13 protein-coding genes are annotated in these 15,140 nt (G+C 33.9%); 12 read left to right on the top strand and 1 reads right to left on the bottom strand.

Annotated features, from left to right (window positions below; translation table 11 throughout):
• The first annotated feature begins 5 nt into the window (after positions 1-5).
• The 12 genes from F4W09_RS14120 to pgi are packed head-to-tail and all read left to right on the top strand — an operon-like array spanning position 6 to position 12,594.
• A complete protein-coding gene (locus tag F4W09_RS14120) occupies positions 6-1,385 on the top strand; it encodes a lipopolysaccharide biosynthesis protein (protein WP_151505126.1) in 1,380 nt (459 codons plus the stop codon).
• The gene (locus F4W09_RS14115; protein ID WP_151505125.1) at positions 1,382-1,948 is read left to right on the top strand and encodes an acyltransferase; all 567 of its coding nucleotides are present in this window, start codon (positions 1,382-1,384) and stop codon (positions 1,946-1,948) included. The genes F4W09_RS14120 and F4W09_RS14115 overlap by 4 nt, the downstream gene beginning before the upstream one ends.
• Complete coding sequence (wecB, locus tag F4W09_RS14110) at positions 1,945-3,009, top strand: non-hydrolyzing UDP-N-acetylglucosamine 2-epimerase (protein WP_244948578.1); 1,065 nt, start codon at positions 1,945-1,947, stop codon at positions 3,007-3,009. Before F4W09_RS14115 ends, wecB begins: the two co-directional genes overlap by 4 nt.
• Complete coding sequence (locus F4W09_RS14105) at positions 3,006-4,181, top strand: glycosyltransferase (protein WP_151505124.1); 1,176 nt, start codon at positions 3,006-3,008, stop codon at positions 4,179-4,181. Before wecB ends, F4W09_RS14105 begins: the two co-directional genes overlap by 4 nt.
• A gap of 31 nt (positions 4,182-4,212) precedes the next feature.
• On the top strand, positions 4,213-5,286 hold the full coding sequence (locus F4W09_RS14100; protein WP_244948577.1) for an O-antigen polymerase: 1,074 nt from the start codon (positions 4,213-4,215) through the stop codon (positions 5,284-5,286).
• Positions 5,276-6,211: a glycosyltransferase family 2 protein gene (locus tag F4W09_RS14095; RefSeq protein WP_151505123.1), complete on the top strand. Its 936-nt coding sequence runs from the start codon at positions 5,276-5,278 to the stop codon at positions 6,209-6,211. Before F4W09_RS14100 ends, F4W09_RS14095 begins: the two co-directional genes overlap by 11 nt.
• Positions 6,212-6,222: 11 nt before the next feature.
• Positions 6,223-7,266, top strand: a complete 1,044-nt coding sequence (locus F4W09_RS14090) for a glycosyltransferase family 4 protein (protein ID WP_151505122.1) — start codon at positions 6,223-6,225, stop codon at positions 7,264-7,266.
• The gene (locus F4W09_RS14085) at positions 7,266-8,102 is read left to right on the top strand and encodes a glycosyltransferase (RefSeq protein ID WP_151505121.1); all 837 of its coding nucleotides are present in this window, start codon (positions 7,266-7,268) and stop codon (positions 8,100-8,102) included. The genes F4W09_RS14090 and F4W09_RS14085 overlap by 1 nt, the downstream gene beginning before the upstream one ends.
• Positions 8,103-8,109: 7 nt before the next feature.
• Positions 8,110-8,730 carry a sugar transferase gene (locus tag F4W09_RS14080; RefSeq protein WP_016165669.1) on the top strand — a complete coding sequence of 207 codons (621 nt, stop codon included), beginning with the start codon at positions 8,110-8,112 and terminating at the stop codon, positions 8,728-8,730.
• A gap of 27 nt (positions 8,731-8,757) precedes the next feature.
• A complete protein-coding gene (galU, locus tag F4W09_RS14075; RefSeq protein WP_151505120.1) occupies positions 8,758-9,636 on the top strand; it encodes a UTP--glucose-1-phosphate uridylyltransferase GalU in 879 nt (292 codons plus the stop codon).
• 22 nt (positions 9,637-9,658) lie between these two features.
• Entirely contained in the window at positions 9,659-10,924 is a 1,266-nt protein-coding gene (locus tag F4W09_RS14070; RefSeq protein WP_151505119.1) for a nucleotide sugar dehydrogenase, read from the top strand.
• On the top strand, positions 10,921-12,594 hold the full coding sequence (pgi, locus tag F4W09_RS14065; RefSeq protein WP_151505118.1) for a glucose-6-phosphate isomerase: 1,674 nt from the start codon (positions 10,921-10,923) through the stop codon (positions 12,592-12,594). Before F4W09_RS14070 ends, pgi begins: the two co-directional genes overlap by 4 nt.
• 211 nt (positions 12,595-12,805) lie before the next feature.
• Here the strand turns inward: pgi and F4W09_RS14060 are convergent, their stop codons facing one another.
• Entirely contained in the window at positions 12,806-14,989 is a 2,184-nt protein-coding gene (locus F4W09_RS14060; protein ID WP_151505117.1) for a polysaccharide biosynthesis tyrosine autokinase, read from the bottom strand.
• Between the last annotated feature and the right edge of the window lie 151 nt (positions 14,990-15,140).

The raw sequence follows: 15,140 nt of genomic DNA, 5'->3' as shown, positions 1-15,140 counted from the left end.
TAACGGTGAAACACCTTCTTGTAAAGATAAATAATAAGCTAAATGCTCAAGGAGGCTTTTTAAGAGCTGTATCTGTCCTTGTTGGAGGCACAGCTTTTGCTCAAGGTTTGACTATAGTGGCTTTACCTTTTGTAACGCGTTTATATAGTCCTGCTGAGTTTTCTATATTTGCTGTTTATGCCTCTATCTTAGGTATATTTACGGTAGCTAGTTGTTTGCGTTTCGAAATTGCAATACCAATTCCCTCAGAAGATAAAGAGGCAGCAATATTAGTTGTACTGGCATTAATTAGTAATTTTACTATTAGTATAGTAATTAGTTTTATAATTTGGTTATTTCATACAGAAATTATTACTTTATTAAAACAACCCAGTTTGAGCCAAATAATTTGGTTAATCCCTTTAGGTGTTTTTTTTTCAGGTATATATACAGCCCTTCAGTATTGGGCAACTCGAAAGAAAAATTTTACGATAATTGCTAGAACAAGAATTGTACAATCGGTAAGTGGTATAGCCACGCAAATCTTATTTGGAATTTTCGGGGGAGCGGCTTGGGGCTTGGTTCTAGGTCAAATTATTAAGATTTCAGCTGGAATTGGAAAATTAGCTAAAAATTTTTGGAATGAAGCAAATACTATTATCAAAAGTATAACATTTGTTCAATTGTATACCATTTTTAAAAAGAATGACCAGTTTCCTAAATATTCAACTTTTGATTCTTTAGCTAATTCCGCTGGAGTTCAACTTCCTATAATTATTATTGCTACACTTGCAGTAGGTTCAGAAGTTGGCTATTTAATGATAGCGATGCAAGTAATGGCTGTACCTATCCAACTAATCGGGGGAGCTGTTTCACAAGTATATTTAGCTCATGCACCAGCAGCTGTACAAGAAAAAACTATTACTCATTACACCATAAATATATTGGAAAACTTATTCAAATATGGTGTTAGTAGTCTAATTTTTATAGGTCTTGTTAGCCCTATCTTAGCTAAATATGTATTTGGTCAAGAATGGGAAAAAGTTGGTTTAATTATAAGCTGGATGATACCTTGGTTTGGCTTTCAGCTAATAGCTTCACCTATATCTATGATTATGCATATTGTTGGTCGTCAGAAGCAAATGCTTTTATTAACTTTAAGCGGTTTTATATTACGTATTGGAATGTTGTATGGGCAGTTCTATTTAAACCCATCTTACCTATTGGAAGCATATGCAATTTCAGGTGGTATATTTTATGGAATTTGCTATATGGTTTTTTCTAATGCTGCAGGTCTTAAAATACAAGATCATATTCTCTTAATCAAAAAAGTTGTTTTTTTTATTATAATTGCAATTATATTGGGAATCTTAACAGCTTCAGTTTTAAGGATGTTCGAGCTATGAAAAAAGTATTAAGAAAAATAATCTATTTTGTATTACCTTGTATTTACCTGTTTTTAACTTTATTTTTTGATAAAAAATATTTAAAGGGTAGATATTTTGACAATAGTTTAAGTGGCTATTCAATGGCTTTTAAATCTATTTGGGTGAAAAATATACTTAGATTGGGGCGACCTATGCCTTTTCCTACAAGTTTAACTTGTTTGATATCAAATCCGTCGAATATTCATTTTCATCCAGATGATTTAAATAATTTTCAGTCTCCAGGAACGTATTTTCAGAATTTTAACGCCCATATTTACATAGGGCGAGGAAGTTATATTGCTCCTAACGTTGGAATAATTACAGCAAATCATCAGCTTGAAGATTTAGAATCACATACGGATGGAAAAGATGTAGTTATAGGGGATAAATGTTGGATAGGAATGAATAGTATAATTTTACCTGGTGTTGAGCTTGGAGAGGGCACTGTAGTTGCTGCAGGTGCTGTTGTTACAAAAAGTTTTCTGCAAGGTAAAATCATACTTGCGGGTGTGCCTGCTAAGGTAATAAAGGAAATTAGATGATGAAAATTTTAACAGTACTAGGCGCTAGACCACAGTTTATTAAAGCTGCAGCCTTTTCTCGAGCAGTCCATAGAAGCTCTACGATTGAAGAAATTATTGTTCATACTGGACAGCATTATGATCAAAATATGTCAGATGTTTTCTTTGAAGAAATGGATATTCCAAAGCCTAAATATATGCTACAGACTGGCGGAAAATCACATGGGGCTATGACAGGACAACAATTAGAAAAAATCGAAGAAATACTTCTAATTGAAAAGCCTGATATGGTTTTAGTGTATGGTGATACCAATTCGACATTAGCTGGCGCCATGGCTGCTGTAAAACTACATATTCCTATTGCACATATTGAATCAGGGTTGCGTTCTTTTAATCGAAGAATGCCAGAGGAAATTAATCGTATATTAACAGATCAAATTAGCGATTATTTATTTGTACCAAGTTTAGGAGCTAAAGAAAACCTACTCCGAGAAGGTATTTGTGAAGATAAAATTTTTGTGGTCGGTGATATTATGTATGATGTTGCCCTATATTATAAAGAAAAAATGGTTAAGCCAGTATGGTTTGATGCATTAAACTTAGGTGAATTTGTTCTATGCACAATTCATCGAGCTGAAAACACAGATGATATAGAAAAATTAACTAGTATTTTTAAGGGGTTGGAGCTATCGCAAAAACATATCATTTTACCGCTGCATCCTCGAACAGTAGGTAAAATTAAACAATACGGCTTAATTATTCCTTCAAATATTACAGTAGTAGATCCGACTGGATATTTAGAAATGGTCTGGTTAGAAGTGCATAGTGAACTTATCGTAACAGATTCAGGTGGGGTACAAAAAGAAGCTTATTTTCACAATAAACTGTGTATTACATTGAGAGAAGAAACAGAATGGGTGGAGCTTGTAAGTAATGGCTATAATGTACTTGTAGGTTCTAATACAGATTTAATTAATTCTGCTCTAATAAATGAACTTCCTAATAAGATTTCTATTAAAGATATTTATGGAAATGGCAACACATCTGAAAATATTGTAAGAGTATTGGAGATGAAACTGTGAGAATTTTTATAATAGCAGCTTTTTTCCCTCCTATTAATATGATTGGAGCTGTTAGGCCGTATCAGCTTGCGAAATTTTTAGTAAATCAGGGTCATGAGGTTACAGTATTTACATCTTATAAGGATAACCATGTCTCAAAAGATTATAATGCAGATATATCAAATATTAATATCATAGATGTAGGCCCTCATTCAATAATATCAGCTCTAGATTTTGAAAATCCAAATTTTAAAAAATTTAATATTATTAAAAAAATAATGGTATATTTTATGTATCCTGACCATTATTTTTTTTCAAAAAAAAAATATATCAAAGAAATAGAAAAAAATATTGTTGCAGGACATAAGCCTGATTTGATTCTTTCTATGGCATTGCCATTTTCTTTGCATTGTGTAGCTAGGGATATTAAGAATAAATATCCAGATATTAAGTGGTTTGCTGACAATAGAGACTTATGGGCTACTACTACATACAGAAAAATGCCAATGTTTATGCGAGGAATTGATAAGTGGTTTGAGAAAAAGATATTTAATAATGCTGATAATATATTGGTAGTAACAAATCATATGAAGAAAGTAATGGAGGAATATTTAAATGCTAATATAAATGTCATAAGAAATGGCTTATTATTAGAAAATTCAGAAAATGAAAATCAAGGAATTGTTTCATCAGGTTTAATTTATACAGGCGGATTATATGCAGGACTGCGGGACATCAATCCTTTGTTTGAAGCATTGAATATTTTAAAATCGGATAAAAAAATAGAATTTTATGGAAGTGAAAAAAATGTAGTTCAAGCTTATAAAGAAAAATACCCTAATCTAAATATCTTAAATTTTGAGAAAAAACCTAGACATCAAATACTTGAGATTCAAAAAAGTGCTGAATATTTAATTATAGCATTAGGGACGAATGCATTTGAGAAAGGTGTATTAACAGGTAAATTTTATGAGTATGTTGCTGCAAGAAAGCCAATTATCGCACTGTGTGATGAGGATGGGGAATTAGCATTTTTAATAAATAAATATAAATTAGGTGTGGCTACAAGAGATTCTGAAAAAATTGCTAGATATATATCAGGAAACAAAGAAATTTCTACTTCAATCCCTGTTGAATTAACATCTGACTTCCAATTCGAAAGATTGATGTCTTTAATAAAAGAATTAAAATAGATTAAGTTTAAGTAATATATATGAGTTTCTTATGATTGGATTGAATAATGTTAAATTGAGCTTTTTTTTATTTGGCTCTGTTTTTTATTTTTATTATTTTTTGCTTAAACCCGTATATATTATATTGGGTTTGGGTATACTTCTTGGTTATTTTGTTAAGAAGTATTTTGTTAATTACTCATATATTTTTTCTTCAATGTTTTTTATACTTTACTTAATGTTTGTTTCGGTTATGGGAAAAACAGATATAGGTATGGTGTTGAATGCAGTGATTTCTATATTTGTATTCCCAATCTTTTATTTCTTTTGTAGAAATTTAAAAAGCTTAAAGCCTTTTATTTATTTTTTAAATATTTCCTTTGTTTATTATTTTGCTGAAATGATTTATAGAATATCCTTTCCTATCTATAAATTTAATCCTAGTGGAATAGATGATGAGTGGTTTTATCCTTATAAACTAAATAGTTTTATTTTTGGCGACTCAAATTTTGTTGCTTTGCATCTTTTCTGCTTGCTATTTATCAGTATTATTTTACGCTTGAAAATTCATGCAATTTTATTTTTTATTTTAATTTTTTTAACTTTTTCTCGATCTGCTATACTGGGTGCAATTCTTGCTTTTCTATACTATCTCGTTAATTCTAGCCGTTATACTGTATTGATTAAACCTTTTTTTTACTTAACCACTTTTTTGATTTTTTTGTATTGTATTTTAAATATAAGTCTAATTACTGATGGTAGTTTTTTATCAAAACTTTATATCTTAGATTCTGCAATATATTATGCTGAAAATAATTTTACTCTTTACCAATATCTTTTTGGTAATGGCTTGTCTCAGACTTTTGATGCTATAGGAATTGGTGCACATAATATTCTCGTTATTTTGTTATTTGAAACAGGAATTATAGGAACTATAGTTTATTTAACTTATATTTTTACTTTCTTTTTGTTTAAAGTTTCAAATAAATCTTGTAAAAGTAATCTTTTTGTTTTTTTAGGATTGTTTTTTTTAATGGGCTTTTCTTTAGGGCTTTATCTATTTCCAATCATGGTGTTAACTATTGCAGTAATTTTGAGCAATATGGAGGGAAAAAATGACCAGTAATATGCCACTAATTAGTGTTATTATCCCTGTCTATAATGTTGAACTTTATGTTAAAAAAGCAATTAACTCTATTCTTAATCAAACTTATAGTAATTTGCAAATTATAATCATTGATGATTGTTCAACAGATCGTACATATGAAATTGTTCAGAATATATCAAAATTAGATTCTCGTGTTCTAATTCTTAGAAATAAAATTAACTCGAAAATCGTCAAAACTTTAAATTATGGCTTGGAATATGCTAGAGGTGAATATATCGCTAGAATGGATGGAGATGATATTTGTTCAGCTGATCGTATAGAAAAACAGTATAGTTTTTTAATAAATAATCCTGAATATAGTTTAGTTGGAAACCATGTTTATACAATTAATGAAAATGATGAAAAAATTGGTCATGTGAAATTTCCAACAGATTTTTTTACCATCAAGAAAACAATAAAACTCACTTCACCTGTTTTACATATATGGCTTGCTAAGTCTGAAGTTTATAAGAAATTAAAAGGTTATCGTGAAATTCCCGGTGCAGAAGATTATGACTTTTTACTTAGAATGCTCTCTGAGGGATTTAAGTTCATTAACTTAGATAGTTACGAGTATTCTGTTAGGGTTCGAAATGGAAATACAACTTCTACAATTGGATTTCAGCAGAGATTAATGTCAAATTATGTGCTAGAGTTATTTGACGAACGTAAAAAATTCAATATTGATCGCTATAGTGAGGCTGATGTTATTAAGTATTTAGACAAATACAAAAAGCATAAGTCTAATTTTGATAAATCAAATGAATATTTAAGACAGGCTTTTAACTCTAAGGTTCATAAAAATTATATAAAAATGTTAAGTATGATTTTTATGACAGTTATTACTTCTAGGTTTCAATTACAGTATATGCTTAAGAGACTTATATTTAAAATCAAGGTTTGAAGGCTTCAAGAATGAAAATTTTATTTTTTATTAACTCTCTTAAGCATAAGTCTGGAACTGAGCGCGTGGCTTGTAATTTGGCTAATCTTTTTTCTAATGATTTAAATTTTGAAGTAGCTATTATAAATAGAGATACCGATTTTAATGATGCTGCATATCATCTAAGTGATAATGTTAATGTTATTAAAGCAGCAGGAAATTTTTTTGATTTTTACAATCAATCCCAATCTTATATTAAGTCTTTTATGCCCGATATCCTCATTTTTCATAATATGGGGAAGCTATCTTTGTTATTGTCACTTCTTCGAAAGAATGGTGCTAAAAGTGTTAGTTTGGAACATGTTGCTTTTGATATTAGACCACATTGGGTAAAAGTTTTTTCTAAAATTTTATATAGAAATATTGATGGTGTTGTTGTTCTAACTGATCATGATAAAGAGTCATATCATTTTTTTAAAAATAAGCTTACAAAGATTTGTAATATATCTCCATATAGTATTGATCAAAATTTAGTATATAATGCTAACTGCTTCGATATAATTTCTATTGGAAGATTAACTTATCAGAAAAATTTTTCTTCATTACTTGATGCCTGGAAACTGATTTCGGATAATAACCCAAAGTGGAAACTAAAAATTTATGGTACTGGTGAAGATCACAGTTTATTAACAAATAAAATAATTGATGAAAAACTATCTAATGTATTTTTATTAGGTGCAGTTTCTAATGTAGATCAAATTTATAAAAAGTCAGCTTTTTTTGTTATGTCTTCGAGATTTGAAGGGCTTCCAATGGTATTGATTGAGGCTCAAACTTTTGGTTTACCAATTATATCTTATGATTGTCCTCATGGGCCTGCAGAAGTTATTAAACATGGTTTAAATGGTTTACTAGTTGAAAACCAAAATTATGAATTATTAGCTAATGCAATTCAGGAGTTAATTGATAATGAATGTAAACGAATTAGCTTATCATCTCAGGCTGTACAAGATGCTGAACGTTATTCAGTTGAGTCTGTATTAAGTGTCTGGAAAAACTTTTTGGCTAGCCTATAATGAATTTTTCTATTTTAATGTCTCTCTATCATAAAGAGAATCCTAAATTTCTAGATCAATGTTTTGTGAGTATTTGGGACTCACAGACGTTTAAACCTACTGAAATTGTACTAGTTTTAGATGGTCCACTTGGTGAGCAACTTAGTGTATGTGTTCAGAAATGGCAAACTCTGATTGGGTCTGCTTTAAATGTTGTTCCACTTCCTGAAAATGTAGGCCTTGGAAATGCGTTGAATGAAGGATTGAAGAATTGTTCAAATGAGTGGGTTTTTCGAATGGATACAGATGATATTTGTACGCCTGATCGATTTGAAAAGCAGATTCAATTTATAGAACAGAACCCAGATGTAGTTTTGTTTGGTGGTCAGATTTTAGAGTTTGATCAAAATATTTCAGATGCGGATGTACTCAAAGCTGTACCTACAACTTATGAGAAAATAAAGAAATTTGCACAAAATCGCTGTCCTTTTAATCACATGACTGTCGCTTATAAACGCGATGTGATTTTAACCTTAGGAGGATATCAGCATCATTTATTTATGGAAGATTACAATCTTTGGCTTCGTGTAATTGGCAACAATTATCAAGTTGCTAACTTATCCGATGTGATTCTTTATGCGCGGGTTGGTAATGGTATGCATGCACGTCGCAAAGGTTTCAAATATATTAAAAGTGAAAAACAGTTACTAGATTTAAAAAAACAACTCAAAATTCAGTCTCCGTTTTATGCTACTATCTACTTCATTGTACGGTCTACGTTTAGACTTATGCCAGCGAATCTGCTAGGTAAAATTTATAATACGTTTTTACGTAAGAAAGTTGAAAAAACAGAGTAAGATAGCAATGAAAAGACTGGTTGATATCGTTATATCATTAATTGCACTAACATTATTGTCTCCAATTTTCCTCATTGTTTGTTATAAAGTACGAAAAAATTTGGGGTCACCAATCTTTTTTTGCCAAGAACGTCCTGGTAAAAATGGTAAACTTTTCAAAATGATCAAATTCCGCTCTATGAAGGACGCTTTTGATCAGCATGGTAATCCTTTACCTGATGAAAAACGTATTACACCATTTGGGCAAAAATTACGTTCAACGTCTTTAGATGAAATGCCACAACTCATTAATGTATTAAAGGGTGACATGAGCGTTGTTGGTCCACGACCAATGTTGAAAGACTTTGTAGAGCTTTATTCACCAGAACAAGCACGTCGCTTAGAAGTTCGACCAGGCATGACTGGCCTTGCACAAGTCAGTGGACGTAATGAGTTAGATTATGAAGAACGCTTTAAGTGTGATGTTTGGTATGTAGACAATCATAATACCTTAGTCGATTTTAAAATTATGTTTAGAACGGTTGCAGTGATGGCAAAGCGTGAAGGGATTAATGCCCCTGGTCATGTGGGCCCATCTTTATTTCAAGGTAACGCACCAAAAAAATCTGAAGATCAAGTTAAGTCTTAAATTTAGTAATGATTCGAGTTCAATTTCATGATTAAAAAAGCAATCTTACCTGTTGCTGGTTTAGGTACGCGTTTTTTACCTGCAAGTAAGTCAATTCCTAAAGAAATGGTCACGGTGGTTGACCGTCCAGCAATTGAATACGTTGTGCGTGAGGCGGTTCAGGCTGGAATTGAACAAATTATTTTAGTCACACATTCATCCAAAGCATCTATCGAAAACTATTTTGATCGAAATTTTGAACTTGAAACGACATTGGCACAGAAAAATAAAACCGATCTTCTAAAAGAAATTACTGAAATTTTACCTGCGCATGTGAGTGTTGTGGGTGTACGTCAGCCACAACCATTAGGTTTAGGTCATGCTGTGCTTTGTGCTAAAAGTGTTATTGGTAGTGATGATTTTGCAGTTTTATTGCCAGACGTTTTGGTCAAAGAAAAATCGGATCAAAATGATCTTGCCTGCATGATTCAGCGTTATGAAGCTGCTCAAGCAGCACAAATCATGGTTGAAGCAGTTCCTGAGCATATGGTAGATCAATATGGTATTGTGGATGTAGCTAAATCTCCTGCAGAAGGTGAAAGTATTGCCATGCAGGGCATTATAGAAAAACCTGCGGTTGGAACTGCGCCATCGAATTTATCAGTGGTGGGACGTTATATTCTGCCTGCAAAAATTATGCAGCTCTTAGAGCAGACCCCCAAAGGGGCAGGCAATGAAATCCAGTTAACAGATGCGATTGCCATGTTGCAGACCACTGATGTTGTTGAAGCCTATCGCATGAAAGGGGAAACTTTTGACTGTGGCAGTAAACTTGGTTACTTAAAGGCTGTTTTACATTATGGTATTGCTCATCCAAAATTAGGACATGAGTTTAAGCAGTTGATTGCCGAATTGAATGTCGAATAAAAATAAGCTTTGTAGGTGAATCATGAAAGTTGCGATATTAGGTGCGACACTGAATGCTGGTGTCATGGCAGTATTGTTATCCGAATATGGCAATCAAGTGTATTGGTGCAGTCATAAAAATAATGAGCATTCCCATCAGAAAAGGGTTCAGTATTTAGACGAAGAAGTCAATTTTCGTCTTAATCGACAGCATAAACTTGGGCATCTTCTTTATTGTTCTGTCGTTGAACTTCCTTTAGACGTAGATGTTTATTTCTTTTGTTATAGCCCAACTGAGATTGGATTAGCGGTTCAGGCCCTTAAAGCATTGGCTATGAAACCGATTATTCATCCAAGATTGATGATTAATGCTGCAACTTTTGGATTAAATGGTACAAACAAGCTTAGCGAGATCTCGCCTCAAGATTACTGGGTCTACTTACCAGATGTGATTCAGGAAGGTAATGCCATCAATAGTGTACTTCATCTGAAGCAGATTATTGTGGGGGTGGAAGAAGAACAGGCTAAAACTTTGGTTGAAGAATTATTACGACCGATGTTTAGTACAACTAATCAATATTTGTTCATGCCGATTCTAGACGCAGAATTTACTAAACTGAGTATTTCAGGCATGTTGGCGACTCGGATAAGTTATATCAATGATTTGGCGATGGTGGCTGAAAAGTTGGGCATTGATATTACCAATGTTAAACAGGGGATGGGGGCTGATACGCGAATAGGCTCGGCTTATTTAGCACCTGGAGCCGGTTTTGGTGGCGAAAATTTTTCTCACGATATTTTGACATTATCCAGTGAAGTTTCGAAAAGTGGTGCAAAAAGTCGTCTGTTGCAGCAAGTTTTGGATATCAATGAGCAGCAAAAAGAAATTTTATTTCGTAAACTCTGGAATTATTACCATTCGGATTTAAAAAATAAAATTGTTGCAATTTGGGGAGCATCATTCAAAGAAAACACCTCGAGTATTCATAATTCCCCAATTCATGCCATGCTGAATGCACTTTGGGCGCAAGGTGCCAAGGTGAAACTGCATGATCCACAAGCGCTGAAAGAAATATATCAACAGTATGGTCATCGTGAAGATTTAATTTTGTGTACAGATGTTTATGATGCAGTTCAAGATGCGGATGCCTTATGTGTGATCACCGCATGGAAAGAATATTTTAGTCCTGATTATAAAAAACTACAGCAATTCATGCGTCATCCACTTATTCTAGATGGACGTAATATTTATGATCCTCTATATGTCAAAGCGCAGGGTTTTGCATATGAGGGAGTTGGTCGAATATGAGAGAAAATATCGAAAATTTTCCTAAGCAAGCATTTCCTTCTACTGAACAAAAACTACATCAGTTAGCGGAAGAAATGCAGTCGATTCATTTGAACCAGCTTTTTGCAGAACAAGCACAACGCTTTGAAAACTTCAGTCTGTATTGTGAAGATTTACTTTTCGATTTTAGTAAGCACCGTGTCAATTTGCCTGTGATAAAGGCATTGCTCTTATTAGCAGAAGCAAAACAATTAAAAGCTTGGATCAGTCGGTTATTCTCCGTTGAGGCCATTAATTACACAGAGCAACGTGCAGCGATGCATTGGGCGTTACGCTTGCCTCAAGATTCTGAAGTTTTTCCAGAGTTATCTCAGCAAGTGCATGAACAATTAGATCGGATGTTTAATTTGGTCGAAAAAATTCATGCGGGGCAATATCGTGGCGTGACGGGTGAAGTCATTCAAGATGTGGTAAATATTGGGGTAGGTGGCTCAGATTTGGGTCCTTTGATGGTTTCTCATGCCTTATCGGATTTTAAAGTCCAAACAGCGAAACCCTTAAATGTACATTTTGTTTCGACGATGGATGGCAGCCAGCTTTCAGAGCTCTTGCATCATCTAAGACCTGAAACCACCTTGTTTATTATTTCCTCCAAATCATTTGGAACGATTGATACCTTATCGAATGCGGAAACTGTGCGCCAATGGCTGGAGAAAACTTTAGGGCAACGTGATTGTGTTCTAAAAAGTCATTTTATTGGTGTATCGACTAAACCTGACAAAATGACGGCTTGGGGAATTCATCCAGATCACCAGTTTTTATTATGGGACTGGGTTGGTGGGCGTTATTCACTTTGGTCTTGTATTGGGCTACCGATTGCTTTGCAAATTGGGGTTGAAGGCTTTAAAGCATTGTTGTCAGGTGCGCATTTGGTGGATCAGCATTTTCAAAATGCACCATTTGAGCAAAATATTCCTGTGCTGATGGGGTTGTTAGGGGTATGGAATACCAACTATCTGAACATGCAAACCCATGCCGTTCTTCCTTATGATGGTCGTTTGAAATATTTTGCTGCGTATTTACAACAGCTTGAGATGGAATCTAACGGTAAGTCTTTACAACGTGATCATCAAAAAGTTGAATCTTCGACTTGTCCGATTGTTTGGGGAGAGGTAGGTCCAAACGCACAGCATGCGTTTTATCAGTTGTTACATCAAGGTACACATGCGGTCAGTTGTGATTTTATCGCACCTGTACAGCGCTATAATGCCAAACAATTTACTTATGTTGAAAATGCAGAAGCCTTAATTGAGCAACATCATTTGGCACTTTCTAACTGTCTAGCTCAATCTAGATTATTGGCCTTTGGCAATCAAGCATTGTGCGAGAATGAGGTAGAAAATCTCCCTGATTATAAAAAATATGAGGGAAATCAGCCAAGCACAACAATATTGGTGAATGAGTTGAATCCAAAAACTTTAGGTATGCTCATTGCACTCTATGAACATAAAGTGTTTGTGCAATCGGTGATTTGGAATATTAATCCCTTTGATCAATGGGGCGTGGAAAAAGGCAAAGAAATAGCCAATCAATTATTGCCCGTACTGAATGGTCAGCAAACGGATATTGTACAGTTTGATGCTTCGACTCAGGGTTTACTGAAAGCTTTATTAGGCAATACGCATGACTAAAATTTTAGTCACAGGTAAAGTGGCTTAATTGATTCTCATATTTGTTGAGGATCGTTTAATATTCTGCATAAGTGAGCATTAGAAGATGCTGGAGGGGATGGAGGATCTATCCAACTTTATTCGACTATTATGTTGCGCTAGGTTTGATCATATAAGTGAGAAAGAACGAGCATGATGCTCGTTCTTTCTATGAATGGATTTTGAAAATAAATTAAACTTTTTTCGAGCTCTTATAATCATAAGCATAGTTATAACCATAATGTGAATCTACAGTACGTTGAATATCATTGATGATAATCCCCGTAATTTTGGTATTGGCTTGTTCAAACCGATGAATAACAAGATCTAACTCTTTCATTTGGGTTTTTGCATAACGTGCAATCACAAGATTCACACCTGCATATTGTGAAATGATAATACTATCTGTCACCGCCAAAATTGGTGGTGTATCGATAATAATATGATCGAATTGACCAGAGAGCTGTTCGAGTAGATTTTTAAAGCCCTCCATGCTTAATAACTCTGAAGGATTTGCTGGGCTTTCACCACATGTAATAAACGATAGATTTTCAACTTCTGTATGTTTGATGATTTGTTCCAGTGGCTGCTGACCCTTTAAAAAGTCTGCTAAACCAGCTTGATTATCTTGATTGAAATATTGGTGTAAATGCCCACGACGCAGGTTAGCATCAATCAACAATATACGCTTATTGGTTTGCGCTAAAATTACAGCAAGGTTAGTGGCAATAAAGGATTTACCTAGTTCTGGTGCTGGACTAGAAATCATAATTATATTGTTAGGTGCATGATTGAGCGCAAATTGAATAGCAGTACGCATGCTACGTAAGCTTTCAATCGCAATATCATCGCTATTTTTAACTGCAAGAATAGGAATATGTTTCTTCTTTTCAAGCAGTTTAGTATGGCTTTCTTGTGCAGGTGAATGCGGAACAGTTGCATATACAGGCAGATTTAATACATTTTCAATTTGAGCCGCATCTTTAATGCCTGTACGTAGCATGTTGCGTAGAAAGGCTAAAAGTGTACCGAAGAAAGCACCTAAGAAAATAGATAAAACTAAAATCTGTAATTTTTTAGGTGAAATTGGTTTAATTGGTTTGATTGCAGTATCGACAATACGAACATTGCCAATTTCACCTGCTTTGGAAATACGCAGTTGTTGGTAAGAATTTAATAAGTTGGTATAGAGTTGTTGTTTAACTTCGACTTCACGGTACAACTGTAAATAGCGGCGTTGCAAGTCGGGTAATTGTTTAAGTGTTGTATTGAGTTCATTAATTTTATTGTTAATTGCTTCAAGTTGAGCATTAACTTGTTTCATTTCAGGGTGTGCAGCTGTGTACTTCTGTGCCAATTCAGCACGTGTTTGTTGTAGGGCGATTTTCTGAGTTTCAAGGTTAATACTTTGGGTAAGATAAAGCTCAGACTCTCTGGTAACATCAACCGTATTGTATTGCTCACGGAATTTGTTAAATTCACGTTCTGCAACATCAAGTTGTTGTTTTAGCTCAGGTAGTTGCTCATCTAAGAACTTCAGTGTCTGTGCGGTTTCTGCAGAACGACGTTCAATATTTTGTTGGCTATATGAGGCTAAAATAGCATTCAGTACTTTGATAATATGCTCTTTATCTGTGCCTTGATAGTTTAGCCCTAGAATACCAGTGAGCCTGCCTTTTTCTGCAACTGAGTAATTGGTGAGGATATTATCTATTGCGGCAGGTAAAGATTTTTTCTGAATGAGATAGGTATCATTGAGTTGATCTTGAGTGTGAATCGTAATATTCCATACGCCATCAGCAGTACGAATGCTATTCGGTTGATTGACCTTGGCTGTAAGCAAAATTTGCTCAGTTTTGGGATCTGTTAAACTGAATTGATGATCTGTGAAGCGGAGTTCAAGGCTTTGATCTTCGTAGTTTTCTGGGGCTTTAAATTGTGTTATTTCGAATGCTTTCTCGTTATCTTTAAACAAGACAGATTGAGTGCTGTACTGGGTTTTATAAATGTGTGGAGAGAGTAAACGACCGAAAAATGTGTTTTCTGTACCAGAGACTTGTAAGTCTAGATTGAGATGTTGAATTACATTCCCGAGTACTAAGTGAGATTTTAGAATCTCGATTTCAGCTTGAGCTGGTGAGTTTTGGTCTACCATGGAAGATAAATTACCGAGTAAGGCAGCGGTACCAGCCCCTTTACTGTCTTCCACCTGAATTAAAGCGCTCACAGCATAAGTGTTAGGTGTAGCTCTTAAATAAAGCAGTGCACACCCCAAGCTTAAGATGGTGCATAACGCAATCAGTTTCCATTGAGCGATGAGTGAAAAAAATAGTTCTTTTAAATCACTTGTTTCTACTTTATTGGTATGTTGGCTCATAATTTTATTATCTATGGGTTAAATTTATTGTTTCCAGTCATTTATACAGGTTTGTATAAATTGATAGGTGTCATCAAAAACGGCTCGACCATGCTGGTAAGGATTGGAAATATTCTTACCTTATCAGTAACTCAAACGAAATATTTTCCCT

Source organism: Acinetobacter tandoii (assembly GCF_008867985.1).
Classification (GTDB): Bacteria; Pseudomonadota; Gammaproteobacteria; order Pseudomonadales; family Moraxellaceae; genus Acinetobacter; species Acinetobacter tandoii.
The sequence above is the reverse complement of the archived record's forward strand: the minus strand, read 5'-3'. Positions and strand labels throughout refer to the sequence as shown.